At 42.2% G+C, this 14,367-nt stretch carries 11 protein-coding genes; 10 read left to right on the top strand and 1 reads right to left on the bottom strand.

What is annotated here, in order from left to right; all coding sequences use genetic code 11:
* The first annotated feature begins 110 nt into the window (after positions 1–110).
* The 6 genes from rlmKL to ACP69U_RS07600 all read left to right on the top strand — a co-directional run bounded on the left by rlmKL (position 111) and on the right by ACP69U_RS07600 (position 7,249).
* The gene (rlmKL, locus tag ACP69U_RS07625; RefSeq protein ID WP_314885628.1) at positions 111–2,414 is read left to right on the top strand and encodes a bifunctional 23S rRNA (guanine(2069)-N(7))-methyltransferase RlmK/23S rRNA (guanine(2445)-N(2))-methyltransferase RlmL; all 2,304 of its coding nucleotides are present in this window, start codon (positions 111–113) and stop codon (positions 2,412–2,414) included.
* 275 nt (positions 2,415–2,689) lie between these two features.
* Complete coding sequence (locus ACP69U_RS07620) at positions 2,690–3,265, top strand: TerD family protein (protein ID WP_055123872.1); 576 nt, start codon at positions 2,690–2,692, stop codon at positions 3,263–3,265.
* 274 nt (positions 3,266–3,539) lie between these two features.
* The gene (locus tag ACP69U_RS07615; RefSeq protein ID WP_314885630.1) at positions 3,540–4,604 is read left to right on the top strand and encodes a DUF475 domain-containing protein; all 1,065 of its coding nucleotides are present in this window, start codon (positions 3,540–3,542) and stop codon (positions 4,602–4,604) included.
* Positions 4,605–5,073: 469 nt separating this feature from the next.
* Positions 5,074–5,649 carry a TerD family protein gene (locus ACP69U_RS07610; RefSeq protein ID WP_087813710.1) on the top strand — a complete coding sequence of 192 codons (576 nt, stop codon included), beginning with the start codon at positions 5,074–5,076 and terminating at the stop codon, positions 5,647–5,649.
* A 171-nt stretch (positions 5,650–5,820) separates the two neighbouring features.
* Positions 5,821–6,573: a TIGR00266 family protein gene (locus ACP69U_RS07605; protein ID WP_055123871.1), complete on the top strand. Its 753-nt coding sequence runs from the start codon at positions 5,821–5,823 to the stop codon at positions 6,571–6,573.
* Between the two features lie 67 nt (positions 6,574–6,640).
* Complete coding sequence (locus ACP69U_RS07600) at positions 6,641–7,249, top strand: TerD family protein (RefSeq protein ID WP_193007557.1); 609 nt, start codon at positions 6,641–6,643, stop codon at positions 7,247–7,249.
* Between the two features lie 136 nt (positions 7,250–7,385).
* Here ACP69U_RS07600 and ACP69U_RS07595 read toward each other — a convergent pair whose 3' ends face one another.
* On the bottom strand, positions 7,386–8,672 hold the full coding sequence (locus ACP69U_RS07595) for a TerD family protein (protein WP_087813708.1): 1,287 nt from the start codon (positions 8,670–8,672) through the stop codon (positions 7,386–7,388).
* A gap of 330 nt (positions 8,673–9,002) precedes the next feature.
* Between ACP69U_RS07595 and ACP69U_RS07590 the strand changes: the two genes are divergently transcribed.
* From ACP69U_RS07590 to ACP69U_RS07575, 4 genes are all read left to right on the top strand, one after another.
* Positions 9,003–10,178 (top strand): ATP-grasp domain-containing protein, encoded by a 1,176-nt coding sequence (locus tag ACP69U_RS07590; protein WP_314885634.1) that lies wholly within the window; start codon positions 9,003–9,005, stop codon positions 10,176–10,178.
* Positions 10,179–10,265: 87 nt separating this feature from the next.
* Positions 10,266–11,510 carry a trypsin-like peptidase domain-containing protein gene (locus tag ACP69U_RS07585; RefSeq protein ID WP_314885636.1) on the top strand — a complete coding sequence of 415 codons (1,245 nt, stop codon included), beginning with the start codon at positions 10,266–10,268 and terminating at the stop codon, positions 11,508–11,510.
* A 398-nt stretch (positions 11,511–11,908) separates the two neighbouring features.
* A complete protein-coding gene (locus ACP69U_RS07580; protein WP_087813706.1) occupies positions 11,909–12,982 on the top strand; it encodes a J domain-containing protein in 1,074 nt (357 codons plus the stop codon).
* Between the two features lie 46 nt (positions 12,983–13,028).
* Positions 13,029–14,321 (top strand): phosphoribosyltransferase domain-containing protein, encoded by a 1,293-nt coding sequence (locus tag ACP69U_RS07575; protein WP_087813705.1) that lies wholly within the window; start codon positions 13,029–13,031, stop codon positions 14,319–14,321.
* The last annotated feature ends 46 nt before the right edge of the window (positions 14,322–14,367 follow it).

The raw sequence follows: 14,367 nt of genomic DNA, 5'->3' as shown, positions 1-14,367 counted from the left end.
ATAAACACCACCACTTTAAACCATCCTGCCCTGAATTATGGTAAAATTGGCGGTTAAACATCTTATTTTATGATGTGCATTACTTATCAATTTAGCCCACAGGTATCCGTATGATCGAAACAACCGCGCCCGCACCTCTAACAGCAGCTTCACCAGAATTGTCGCTTGACCTTATTATCACCTGTGCCGATGGGCTTGAGGCACCACTCCAAACTGAGCTGACAAGTTTTGGTATTGCAAGCGAAATCAAAAGTACAGGCCGTCTGGCAGTTACTGGTACTTTGCGTGACTTATATAGCATTTGTTTGTGGTCACGTGTCGCCTCGCGGGTACTAATGCTCATCAAACGCAAAAACATCAATGCTGAATACGATGTGGCTGAGCAACTTTATGGCTTGGCAAAATCGGTCAATTGGATTGAGCAGTTTAGTTTAGAGCAAACTTTTGCCATTCGTCTGTCGGTCGACAAGCGTGTCGCCGTCAGTCAACAGTTTGCGATGCTACGTATCAAAGATGCGATTGCAGATACGTTCAATGAAGTTTACGACAGCCGTCCTAACGTCGATAGTAAAAATCCAGACTTTTCTATATTTGCAACCGTGAATGATAAGCAAGCTGAGCTGTATTTAGATTTATCAGGTACCAGTTTGCATCGTCGTGGGTATCGTGTGGCAATGACTGAAGCGCCACTCAAAGAAAACTTGGCAGCGGCTCTACTATATAGTGCAGGCTGGCACAAGAAAAATGAAGCTGGTAATGCACCTTTTTATAATGCGCTAATTGACCCAATGTGTGGGTCTGGCACCTTTATTATTGAAGCACTACTCATGCATTGCGATTATGCTGTGGGTATCGATAAAGCCGCCAATCAATTTGGTTTTTACCAATGGCAGCATCATGACGATGCCTTATGGCAACAGATGATCGATGATGCCCAGACACGTTTTCGCGAAGCCTTAGCAATTGCTAATGAGCAACCAGATACATTACCGCTGATTTTGGGTTTTGATGCCGATAGCGGCGCGATTTTAGCGACAGAAAAAAACCTGATTGCCGCAGGTTTGCAAGATTTACTACCATTACTTGATCTTGAGACGCGTGCGCTTGACCAGCTGAGCACTATTTTGAAGCCATTGGTCGATGACGGTCGATTGAGCAATCCTCTAATCATCACCAATCCACCTTATGGTGAGCGTTTGGGTGACGAAGAGATGATTAAGCCATTGTACCAAGCGATTGGGCTTATTTTGCAAGACAGCTTTGCTGGTAGCGGCATTGATCCGATGCTTGGTATATTGGCATCTAATGTTGAGCAAGTTGATATCTTACCTATCAAAGAACCAAAAACCTTACGCTGTCATAATGGTGCTATCACCGTTTATTTCCGCTATGGCACGTTGATTGCGGGACAAACGGGCAATCTCGTTAGTCGCTTCGAAAAACGTGAGATTGAAGTGGAAGAGGGACAAGACTTTATCAACCGCTTGCAAAAAAACCTGTCCAAGCTGAAGAAGTTGGCTAAAAAAGATAAGGTTAGTAATTTGCGCGTTTACAATGCTGACTTGCCCGACTTCAAAGTCGCCGTCGACTTATATGGCGACTATGTACACGTGCAAGAATATGCACCACCAAAAACCATTCCACCTGAGACGGCTAAAAAACGCTTCAACTTGGCATTAATGGGTATTCGTGAAGTTTTTGGTATTAACCGTGAACAAATATTTATCAAGACCCGTGCACGCCAGTCTGGTAATGACCAATATAGCAAACAGAACACCACAGAAAAGCGTGGTAAATTTCATGTTGCACGTGAAGATGGTGCTTATTTTTACGTCAACTTTACGGACTATTTAGATACGGGTTTGTTCATTGATCACCGTAATATGCGTGCCCGTATCAAAGACAACAGTCGTAATAAATCCGTACTGAACTTATTTGCTTATACCTGTACGGCAAGTGTGCATGCGGCGCTTGCTGGCGCGAAAAAAGTCACCAGCGTTGACTTGTCACAGAACTATCTAGACTGGGGCAAGCAAAACTTTGTATTGAATGGTCTGGACGTTAGCCGCAATAAGTATCAATTCGTCGCAGCCGATATCTTTGAGTGGATTAAAGACAATACTGAACAATTTGATGTCATCTTTATCGATCCACCGACTTTTTCGAATTCGAAAAAGTTCCAAGGTACCTTTGATGTGCAGCGCGACCACTCTGCCCTCATTAATCGTGCGATGAATCGCTTGACCTCTGACGGGATTTTGTATTTTTCAAATAACTTTACCCGCTTTGAGCTCGATGAGCAGTTAACCGAGCGTTATGATATTGTCGATATCACGCAAAAAACCATTGGTTTTGATTTTGATATTAAAAAGCCCATTCATCAAAGTTTTGAGATTCGTCATCGTCAGGGATGATAATTTAGGTTTATGGATGGATATGAAGGTTGACCACCGCATTTAGACGCCATCTTTTATAGTCAGTCTGGTCGTACACATAACAATGACCCAATCAGCTTTGATTGGGTCATTTTTTGTTGCTATGATAGAGCGTCACTAAATACTAGCTAAGTAATAGCTAAGCAACCGTGAAGCGTATATTTACGAGCGCTTTAATCCCACTATTGCGATTGTTTTTATTTATATAACTTAACTATCAAACCCTTAATCACTCTAATAACAAGGATAACCCCATGGCATTATCACTTAATAAAGGCGGTAACTTATCGCTCACCAAGACTGACCCAAATTTAACGAAGTTACTTATCGGTCTAGGTTGGGATGAACGCGCAACTTCTGGTGCTGAGTTTGATCTTGATGCCAGTGTGTTTTTACTGAATACGGCAGGTAAAGTACGCGGCGACCATGACTTCATTTTCTATAACCAGCTTAAGTCTGATAATGGCGCGGTTGAGCATACTGGTGATAACCGCACTGGCGAAGGTGATGGCGATGATGAAGTCGTCAAAGTAAACCTCACCCAAGTCCCAGCTGATGTGGATAAAATTGTCGTCACTGTTACTATTCATGATGCGGCGGCTCGTAGTCAAAACTTTGGTCAAGTTGCCAATGCCTTTATTCGTGTCGTGAATGAAGAGACAGGTACTGAAGTGGTACGTTTTGATTTGGCAGAAGATTACTCTGTTGAAACAGCAATGGTATTCGGCGAAGTCTATCGTCACAACGGTGAATGGAAATTCCGCGCCGTTGGTCAAGGCTATTCAGGCGGCTTGCAAGCCATGTGTCAACAGTATGGCGTTGTTATCTAATGTGATAACTTATTCATGCTTAGACTACTATATGACCATTAAACTCAAAATATAAAGCAAGTATTAGCCCTCTATTTGTACTCACCATTAGCAATGATAATGGCTGTAAAATATGGTTGCAAAATAGTCACAATTATTCATAGCTAAATGACTAGTAATGCTTTATGTTTCGTTTAGAATTATGCAAAAAAAGTGGTTAGCGATAACCGCTTTTTTTGTGGTTTGCGCCTATAGTAGGCCGACCTTAGCTTTATGCAACCAGACAGGATGTGTCATGAGACATTTTTATTTAGACTTTATTTTCACAGCCATCGCCCTAGCGGTCGCGGCATGGTGGGGATATTCACATGGCGGTATGGGCGGTATGATAACCACCCTATCTATTACCGCTATTTTGGCCGTCATGGAGATTTCATTATCGTTTGATAATGCGGTGGTCAACGCCTCAGTCCTTAAGGGCTGGGACGAGTTTTGGAAAAAGATATTTTTAACGGTAGGTATTTTAATCGCCGTCTTTGGTATGCGTTTGGTATTCCCTATTGTCATCGTCGCGGTTACCGCTGATCTTGGTATGATGCAAGTTATAGATTTGGCATTGAACGATCCTAAAGAATACTCAGCCAGACTATTGGCGCATCATGCCGAAATCTCAGCATTTGGTGGTATTTTCTTGTTGCTCGTCTTCTTAAACTTCATCTTTGATGAAAAAGAAGTACACTGGTTCGATTGGCTTGAGAGCCGTCTGGCAAAATTAGGCAAAGTCGATGCCATGAGCGTGTTTGTCGCGCTTATCGTCTTGATGATTGCCGTATCATTTGCCAAGCCTGAGCAATCAGCTGCGGTTCTAATCGCTGGCGTATGGGGTATCTTAGTTTACCTTGGCGTACAAGTGGTCTCTGGTATGTTAGAGGGTGACCTTGAAGAAGAATTAGATGCTCAAGGTAATAGTACTGGTGCTGCAACTAGCGCGATTATGAAAGGTGGTATTATCGGTTTCTTATATCTAGAAGTCCTTGATGCCTCATTCAGTTTCGATGGCGTGATTGGCGCATTTGCGATTACTAATGACGTAATCGTAATCATGCTAGGTCTGGCTATTGGTGCGATGTTCGTACGTTCGATGACTATCTTCTTGGTCGACAAAGGCACCCTTGATGAATATGTCTATCTTGAGCATGGCGCGCATTATGCTATCGGTGCTTTAGCTATCATCATGTTGCTATCAGTGAAATTCCATGTGCCAGAGCTTATCACTGGTCTGATTGGTATTACCTTTATTGGTTGGGCGTTTGTCGCTTCACTCAATTATCGTAAGCGAGAAACTAAATCAATTACTTGATGCTCGTTCGATGTTAAAAACCCAAGCAAAAATTTTTAATATCAAACAGTATAAAGTGGATAGATAAAGTTAGTTTAAAAATAGACGGGTTGTACCAAAGCAGTTGGTATGACCCGTTTTTGCTTTAAAGCACTTATTTGACACCCGTTGAATAAGTGCTTTTTTATGTTGCACTGCCTGACGATCTAATTTACTTTTTGATAACAACACCTTAACGACTGTTGCTCGGACGGTTAAAAAGTATCAGACTTGCAGCATTGATATGTCCCTTAGTAATCATATCGTAATCACACAAAATACGCCTTGCTTAGTAAGCAATCGCTTAGTATAGTAAATCGTAATGATATGCAGGGCGTGGCATACGAGTAAATTTATTCATTGTTTGCATTTATATATCGACCACTGCACTATTTTAGTTTATTTTTTTTATCATTCAATCCACTCAATTATTAATCAAAAGGATATTTATATGGCTATTAGCTTAACAAAAGGCGGCAACGTAAACTTATCAAAAGAAGCGCCGGGTTTAACCAATATTACAGTCGGTCTTGGCTGGGATCCACGTGCTACTGACGGTCAAGAGTTTGACTTAGATGCGATTGGCTTTTTGGTCAATGAAGCAGGCAAAGTACGTAATGACCAAGATTTCATCTTTTTTAACAACTTAAAGTCAGACAATGGCGCGGTTGAGCACACAGGTGATAACCGTACTGGTGAAGGCGACGGCGATGATGAAAAAATCAAAATCAATCTTGCTAGCATTCCAGCTGACGTAAGCAAAGTCGCTATCTGTGCGATTATTTATGAAGGTCAAAGCCGCAATCAAAACTTTGGTCAAGTGGGTGACGCTTACATCCGTGTCATTAACGACAATGGCGATGCTGAAATCGCACGTTATGACTTATCAGAAGACGGTAGCACCGAAACCGCGATGATTTTTGGTGAATTATATCGCCATAGTGGCGACTGGAAATTCCGTGCCGTTGGTCAAGGCTTCAGCGGTGGTCTTGGACCATTAGCGGCTTCTTATGGCGTTAATGTTTAAGAGCTGACTAACATTTAGCGCTCATAATATAAGCCCGAAAAGCCATCAAGTGTGCCTTACTATCGCATTTGATGGCTTTAAAAGTAATAGGCTAGCGAAAATCTATGGTTGAGCCGACTTACAGACATAACTTACGAACATATAGAATACTGATATAAGGATTCGCACCCTATGACCGCCACGTTTAGCTTGATCGGTACCATTGAACCATTTCTTCATTGCAACCTCAAAAAAGGCGACTCCATCTATTGTGAAGCCAATGCAATGGTGATGATGGAATCAAACCTTGAGCTAAAAGGCAAGCTGCAAGGCGGTCTGATGCAATCACTTATGCGCCGTTTTGCCAACGACGAGTCACTATTTCAACAGCAAATCGAAGCAGTCAATGGTGAAGGCGATTGTTTACTTGCGCCAACGCTCGACGGTGATATGCAAATCATTGATTGCGGTGCACAGCAATATACGCTCAGTGACGGCGCATTTGTCGCGGCGCAAACGGGTGTCGATGTGAAGGCTAAGATTCAACGTAATCTAGGTGGCGCCGTCTTCGGTGATACTGGTGGCTTTATGGTGATGCAGACGCAAGGTCAAGGTCAGGTAGTGGTATCAGGTTTCGGCTCACTATTTGAGATTGATGTTGAACCTGGTAAAGACGTCATCATTGATAACGGTCATGTGGTCTGTTGGGACTCGCGTTTGGAATACAAACTCTCAGTCGCCACCAGTAAGAAAAAAGGCTTCATGGGCAATATTATCAATTCGGTCACCAGTGGCGAAGGTATGGTTTTAAACTTCTCAGGCTCAGGCAAAGTCATTATCTGCTCTCGTAATCGTGATAGTTACCAAGGCTGGCTACAAAGCGTCTTAGGGACTAGCTCCGGCGGTCGAGGCGGCAATAGCGGCTTACTTGGCAATATTTTATAGCGCTTTTAAAACAACTATGATTTTTACCCAACTATAATTTTCAAATAACTATTATAAGGATAATCAAATGGCAGTTAGCTTACAAAAAGGTCAGAAAATCTCCCTAAGCAAAGAAGCGGGCGGCGAGCTTACCCAAGTAAAACTGGGTCTAGGCTGGGACGTGGCGCAAGGACCACAAGAGAAAAAAGGTGGGTTCTTGGGTAAATTATTTGGTGGCGGTAGCGGCGGCGACTCGATTGACTTAGATGCCTCGTGCATCATGTTTGATACCAATAAACAAGCCATCGATGCGATTTGGTTCAGTCAGCTGAAATCAAAAGATGGCAGTATCGTCCATACTGGTGATAACCGCACTGGCGACGGCGATGGTGACGACGAAGTTATCAATGTCGATCTTTCAAAAATCCCTGCCAATGTCGTCTCTCTAGTATTTACGGTCAATAGTTTCACTGGTCAAACGTTTGAAACGGTAGAAAATGCATTTTGTCGTATCGTCAATGCCAATAACAATCAGGAAGTCGCGCGCTACAATTTATCAGCGCAAGGTGGTCATACCGCGATGATTATGGCAAAAGTATATCGTCATAATAATGAGTGGAAAATGCATGCGATTGGTGAAACGGCTTCTGGTCGCACCTTTCATGATTTGATGCCTGCCATCACGCCGCATGCGTAAAGGATTCAAAGCTTTAGTTGGATTAGTGTTCATCCGTTAAAATGAGCTCTTGAAGCAACGTTATTGATAAAAAACAGCCCATCTATAATTAGACGGGCTGTTTTTTTACGTGTGCTAAAGAATATTTTTAAAGCTGTTATTTACTACCACGCTTCCAACTAAAGCCCCAATTAAAGGCTTTATCCATCTCTTGATGTCCTTTAAAATATTGGTTAATACGTTCAACGTTGATACTACCTTGCTGATTGACCAGACGCGCAATCGCACACATTGGTAGATTACCTGTACCTTCCGTTAAACGCGTTTCAATTGGCGGCTGTTCTGGTACATGAATGGTCACGACGCCATCGGTTTGCGCCCAGTTTGGTGCGCCTTCATAAATAAAAGCAAAAATAAAGACCTCTTCAATCTGCGACCACTGTTGCCCATTGATATCGAGCCACTCACCGCCGCTGACTTGTCCAGTTCTATCATCGGCACGCAACAATACATAGGGCGCTGATTGTAAGTTACCAAAGCGATTGCCCAAGGCTTGAATCAGTGTTTTTTCACCATTTTTAAGATGAATCATCGCCCCAACATCAAGGTCAATACCGCCCGCTTTATGTTGTTTGAAAAGATCTCCTAGCAAGCCTTTTTTAGGAGCTTGCTGATTGGAAGTCGAATTTTGGTTCCAGTTTAAGTTAACAGAAATTTTACCAAAATCATCGCGTTTTTTTAGGTTGATACTAGATTGGTTTTTGGTTAAGGTGATTTTACTTAGGTTAATTGACGGATTTTGAGAAGCTGTAGGAATTGGCGGCGGCGTTGTTTGAGGCGCACTACCCGCTTTTTGCGTATTGATAGGTCTTTGCGTATTGATAGATTGAGATTGGCTTTGCGCTTGATTTTGTGACTGGCTTTGAGCTGGGGCTTCATCGGCAATTTCAACACCGAAATGTTCAGACAAAGGCTTTAAGCCACCTTCAAAACCTTGGGCGATAAAACGGAACTTCCAGCTACCTTGGCGGCGATAACATTCGGCTAAAATAATGGCTTTTTCATTACGTCCGGCAGCACTTAGTTGGCAAGTCATCAGCACTTGGCTGCCTTGCAATACTTGAATATCGACATCGCCAACTTGCGCAAGCGTCTGCGCACTAGAAAATGCTAATGCTATCTTCTCGATATTTGCAGGCTGCGCAGGTAAATTAATATCAAAAAATCCATCGCTATCATGACCACGGAAACTCACACTGCCATCATCGCTACGTGTCTGCCCATAAAATATCATGTCGCCATCGCCACGTACTTTACCGTCAGTTGTCAGGCGATATGCCGCGCAATCGACCGCACTTTGGCTTAAAATACGAATGCTAATATGATCTGTTGGCAGTGGCGCATTGGCACCAGCAATCAGTTGTTGAGGTTGGATTTGGCTCATCATACATCCTTTGAATTATTTATTATGTGCGTGTGTTTGTTATGCTAATAATTGTCATATAGTAGCATGGATGGCCGCTGATTTTTAAAGCGTACGACCGTTCAATAACATGCCAATGACCCTAAAAAATATTTTTACAAATCCTTCATGCTATTTTGTCAGCAGCATTTATAACGCTTAGCATTTGTATATAATAGCCCCTACTATTAGCAATATTACGGCTTGTTTTTTGATTGCTGTTTGAGGCTCGCTTATATTCCTGATGGTGTTGCGATGACGATAGTGAATTATTCAATTATATCTAAAACCTACGATAATGCTGAGAGAATTATGAAAACCCCTGCTAACGATAACGATCATAAAACATCAACTGCCGCGTCACCTGCCGTTTGGTTAGCTGAAGGTCAGTCAAGCCAGCGTGATATGTTAGCCAGCCTGCAAACCCTAAAAAATCACGCTGATACTCCGTTTAACATTATCGCTTCACACCGCGACAATAGACCTGAGATTTTTGAATTTGCTGACAGCGTTTACCGCGAGCCTTCTACTAGCACCGCAGATAACGATGAGCAAGTAGTGCTGGAATCTGTTGAGCCATTGATGCCGCGGTGGCAGTTTGTGTTAGAACAAGCGCAGAAAAACAATGTAAAAGTGTTGCTCACTGGACGCAATGGTATTGATTACGAAGACAAGCGTGAGGCGTTTAACGCGGCTGGCATTCGTTTATTGACGGGTGCAACGAGTGTGGCAGCGTTAGAAGTGATAGATGATAAGTTTGCCTTTATGCAACAGTGTCATGAGCATGATATTCCCGTTGCCGAGGCATGGCGCTTTGATAACGTCGCAGAGCTTGAGGCGTTACTTGACATATATGGTGATCAACCCTTATGTGTCAAACCGGTCACGGGTATCTTTGCACAAGGGTTTTGGCGATTAGGCAAAGTTAAAGAAATGGGCAAAGAAGTAGATGAGCAATATGATAGCTTTGAGCATTTATACTTTACCGAAGAGAAAAAAATCAATACCACGCAATTTATTAATGCCTATGCAAACAGTGTCATGGTGCAGGAACGCCCAATTCCCATGCTGCTAATGCCTTATTTGTCAGGGCAAGAGTACTCTATCGATGTCGTCTGTGAATATGGCGAAGTATTGGCTGCTGTCACCCGCTATAAAACAGGAAAAATCCAGCATATCGGCTACGAGCAAGCGGTCATGGATGTCGTCATTCCACTCATAAAAGCCTTTGGCTGCGATGGCATCGTCAGTGTCCAAACCAAAGCTGATGATGACGGTCAGCACCGTGTGCTTGAGATTAATAGCCGCCCTTCTGGTGGCATCGACTACACCACCCATAGCGGTGTGGATTTAACCCAAGTTGGATTTGCTTATTGGCTAGGCTTAACCGATAAACCGATATTGGCTGATATCGCGCAACAAATAACCCCCTGCCAAGTACGCTCTATTATGGTCGGTGTAAAGGTTGAAGAAGACATCACTAAATAAGTCAAAATAATAATATAAAAAGCTGACGGCAATGAATCGACAATAATAAATCCATGGCAACCGAATATATTCAATAAGAGGCAAACGATGACAGCACAAACCACGTTAGTGTTAGGGGCAAATACGGTCATCGCGACAGCGAATTGTTCGGTCGCCTTTGCAACGACAGATCAGTCAAAGTTTGGCGAGCAGCTTGGGCTACTATGGCTGCCTTTGGATGAGCATCGAAAAGCCGCTTGTAGTCCTGCTTATCTTCATGAACCGAAGGAATGGGCGCAGCTCAATAGCAAAGATGATCCAAATGCATGGCAATTGGATTTGCCTGCATTATTTGATAAACAAGGTGCAAGTTTTTTACAACTGATTGCTTATGTTTATCATGAGCCAAGCCTAAACTTACCTGCCGTTGAATTGAGCCAGGTAAACTTAACCCTCAATGAGGGCGATATTCGTTATGAATTTACCGCAAGCGAGCGCCATGTCAAGGCGGCGATCATATTAGAGATATACCGACGCAATGGAAAATTTAAATGCCGTGCCCTTGGTGAAAGCTCCACCCAAGGACTGGCAAGTCTTGAGCATCATGTACAAGTGAGCCTTGATATGCGTCCGCCAGATACGCATGCCCTTATCCAAGATGCCCAGCGCGCACAGCAGCAAGGTTATCCTAACAGTGACGCACGTCCGCCCAGACAAGTTCAGTCTGGTGAAACTTGGACAGGGACAGCGTTTGCTATCGATCCCTATCATTTACTGACTTGTTATCATGTCATTGAATCGGCGGCGATGATTGGTGTGCGTCAGCAAGGGCAGCCCGATCGTGAAGCGCAAGTGGTACTCAGCGATATCGGTAGTGATTCAGCAATTATTAGAGTAAGCGAGCCGCTGCCAAGTTATTTACCCTTAGCACAGCGTTGCAGTGATAATTTAGGTGAAACCATCACCACCTTGGGATTTCCATTATCAGGATTGAGTAGCCAATTACAAGTAACGCAAGGCTGCATCTCAGGACTGACAGGGTTTGGCGATGATATTCGCTATCTGCAATTTACTGCGCCTATTCAGCCAGGCTCTAGTGGCAGCCCTTTATTACTGCCGACTGGCGAAGTTATCGGCATGGTAACATCCAGCCTCGTCCATGAACATGCACAAAATATGAACTATGCGGTGAAATTTCAGTTATTATCCGCCCTACTCGCGAGCGCTGGAATCAGTCTAGACAACTTATCTGACTCATCTGGCATGTCACGCACGACAGCTACGCCGTTGACCACGCCGCAATTAAGCAAACAAAGTCGCGGTGCTTTGTGGTTAGTAGGTTGTCAGGGTTAATGATTCACTATAGTGTCGACAAACCTTAAATAAATACATCTAAACACTTGATTTATTTAGTAGTTGATTATTTCGATACGCGCTATCATAATAACCCGGCTTAGAAATAACAAGTGTTGAGCTACACCCTATTTTTAAGATTTTAACCTTGATGAAATCTAACTTAAATAATTAGAAAGTTATAATTACCCAACTCTTAAAAGCATACACTGCTACTCAAATGAGTTTTTAGCAATTTCTATCTGCGTAGGTACAGCAAGCACAGAGCATCAATTCTAGTAGCATGTGATAATACTTGCACCTTTTTTATTTCAAACTATATATACAAAGCAAAAATCTTAGTACAAATGTAAGAAAAAATTCCAATAAAAATTAATAACTAAAGTAAGCCAATAGATATGATTTATATAATAATTTTAGTTGCTGTTTTTTTCATAATAGGTGCTTTGTCAAATGATGATGAAAGTGTTTCAGATAATACTGCCACTAGAAACTATTCCTACACTACGAAGCTAGAGGGCAAGTATCTACACTTAAGTATGGATACTATTCCTTATGGAACAGAAGTTGTTATTCTTGAACTTGCTTATCAGGGACAAAATGTAAAAAGTTATTATGATATTTTTAATGATGAAGAAGGCAATTTTATAACTGGTGCTCGCAATAACGATAATAATGGTCCTTACTCAATAAGTGTGCCTATCAATGCTTTAATTTTGCCTAGAAATAAAGATATCACCTTAGAGTTTAATATTACGCTTTTAAAGGATGGCGTTATTCTCGATAAACTCAAATCTCAAGAGGAAATTCGTATAAGCTCTAGCTCTTTTTTACTTATGGAATGGTTCATTCCTACAATAAAAATTTTGGCTTACTACTCCATAAAAAAAGGTGATTCTAATGATTCAAAATCTTGGTCCAAAGACAATATCAAAGTTATCAAAAATGTTTTTTCAAATCACATAGAAAGCAATCCAGAAGAACGAGATTTTTTAAAAAATCAAATGAAAATCTTATCAGGTACTTCAATAGATTTGAGAGAATGTGTTAAGGATTTCAATAATAGAGCAAATACTACTAATGACAAGAATACTGTTTTCTATGCATCAGCTCGGATAATAATCAATAACCTAGAGTCAGGAAAATGGTTGCATATAGAAAAAGGTCTAGCAGAGATTAAAAATCTGAGCAAATTAATGGGCATTAGCAATGAAATATTAGAGGATGTTTACTCTGGTTTTGAAACCCTTGAAAACCAAGACAAACCTACAGAAGCTTCTGATAATCTAAAAGCATTAAAGGTTCTTGGTTTGTTAGAAGGAGCTACTATCGACGAAATGCGTAGAGCTTATAGGTTAAAGATCAAAGACTTTCATCCTGACAAATACACTCACTTACCTGAATCTGTAAAACTGGTACTTCAAGAAAAAGCTCAAGAACTAAACCTTGCAAAAGAAACACTACGATTTTAGCACTCAATAACGTTGAAACCTTTATATGACTACAAACAGTATTTCCATGAAAAAAAGCTATGTCTGCACCATTACCCTACCACGCGGCAATCTTGATTTAACCTATCAAACCAATTCAGCCACTACGAGAAATGGGGCAGAACCAAGTGACGATTATCAATTAGAAGACTTACTTGGCTTTGCACAACGCATTAACCCAAAACGTGCCTTTTTGTTTGTCTCAAAAGTATTAGGTCGCCATATTCCAGTGGCTCCTAGCATCATGCGTCATGCTTTTACTGACTTGGCGAATTTGGTTCCTAGCGATTTGCCTGAGCCGATTTTAGTCATCGGTATGGCAGAGACGGCGGTTGGCTTATCTGCCGGTGTGCACCAAGCGCTGCAAACGCGTTACCCCAATGCCTTACTATTGAACTCTACGCGGCATGCGCAACATGATGACATTCATGACAGTAGCAGCGACTCTTTATTAACCACTTTCAGCGAAGACCACAGTCATGCCAGCCAGCATCTCATTTATCAAAGTGCAGATACAGTGACCCAAGCGCAGCTGCTAGCCAGCAAGACCTTGATTATGGTGGATGATGAAGCATCGACGGGCAATACTTGCGTCAATGTCGTCACTGCCCTTCGTAACGCAGGACTTGACCAACTAGAGCAAGTACATCTTACCACTTTGGTTGATTGGTCTTTAAACCAGAATCAGAATGCAGCCGATGCAAATGAAGCTGTGTCTGACCAAATCGCAAAACGCCTGCCCAATATCCACTTTCAACGTCATCATCTACTGTCTGGTGCATGGACTTGGACAGATGCGCCCAATCCTGAACCGATAACGATGCCGTCGGTTGATACAACTGAAGCAGGCAGTCAAGCGCTAGGTAATACTGGCAATTGGGGGCGTTTCCCGACCCTAGATAGTACAGATGGTTTTGATGATTATCTTTTGAAGTTTCAAACTGCCTTTAACATTTTTAACAAGCAAGCGCAGTTTGAAACAGAGCAATTACCACAGCGAATTCTAGTATTGGGCAGTAATGAGTTTGTTTGGTTGCCGTTCTTATTGGCAGAATGGCTTGCGCAACATACGCATATAGAGAATAGTAAGAATACGGTTAATTTTAGTGCGTTAACCCGTTCACCGATTGCGCTTGGTGGCGCAATTACCTCGATGCTAAGTTTTAATGATAATTATGGGCTTGGTATGACCAACTTTGCGTATAACGTTACACCTAGCGATTGGGATTTGATTGTCTTGTGTGTGGAAACGTCCGCTGATAGCGTCGATGCTATGTGGCAAGGTTTGGAGAATGTATTAGTGGTGGGTCCGACGCTGTAAATTATTTTATAAGAACTGTCTTCTTACAACTATCCTCTAAATCCCG

This window comes from Psychrobacter sp. TWR1-1-1 (assembly GCF_049895865.1).
GTDB lineage: Bacteria > Pseudomonadota > Gammaproteobacteria > Pseudomonadales > Moraxellaceae > Psychrobacter > Psychrobacter immobilis_A.
Note: the sequence above shows the minus strand (reverse complement) of the source record. Positions and strands in the feature narration are given on the sequence as shown.

Excerpts from the sequence above, each read along its gene's own strand:
- ACP69U_RS07580 (WP_087813706.1), top strand. The coding sequence starts at position 11,909 with ATGATTTATATAATAATTTTAGTTGCTGTTTTTTTCATAATAGGTGCT.
- ACP69U_RS07620 (WP_055123872.1), top strand. The coding sequence starts at position 2,690 with ATGGCATTATCACTTAATAAAGGCGGTAACTTATCGCTCACCAAGACT.
- ACP69U_RS07605 (WP_055123871.1), top strand. The coding sequence starts at position 5,821 with ATGACCGCCACGTTTAGCTTGATCGGTACCATTGAACCATTTCTTCAT.
- rlmKL (WP_314885628.1), top strand. The coding sequence starts at position 111 with ATGATCGAAACAACCGCGCCCGCACCTCTAACAGCAGCTTCACCAGAA.
- ACP69U_RS07615 (WP_314885630.1), top strand. The coding sequence starts at position 3,540 with ATGAGACATTTTTATTTAGACTTTATTTTCACAGCCATCGCCCTAGCG.
- ACP69U_RS07595 (WP_087813708.1), bottom strand. The coding sequence starts at position 8,672 with ATGAGCCAAATCCAACCTCAACAACTGATTGCTGGTGCCAATGCGCCA.
- ACP69U_RS07590 (WP_314885634.1), top strand. The coding sequence starts at position 9,003 with ATGAAAACCCCTGCTAACGATAACGATCATAAAACATCAACTGCCGCG.
- ACP69U_RS07585 (WP_314885636.1), top strand. The coding sequence starts at position 10,266 with ATGACAGCACAAACCACGTTAGTGTTAGGGGCAAATACGGTCATCGCG.
- ACP69U_RS07575 (WP_087813705.1), top strand. The coding sequence starts at position 13,029 with ATGAAAAAAAGCTATGTCTGCACCATTACCCTACCACGCGGCAATCTT.
- ACP69U_RS07600 (WP_193007557.1), top strand. The coding sequence starts at position 6,641 with ATGGCAGTTAGCTTACAAAAAGGTCAGAAAATCTCCCTAAGCAAAGAA.
- ACP69U_RS07610 (WP_087813710.1), top strand. The coding sequence starts at position 5,074 with ATGGCTATTAGCTTAACAAAAGGCGGCAACGTAAACTTATCAAAAGAA.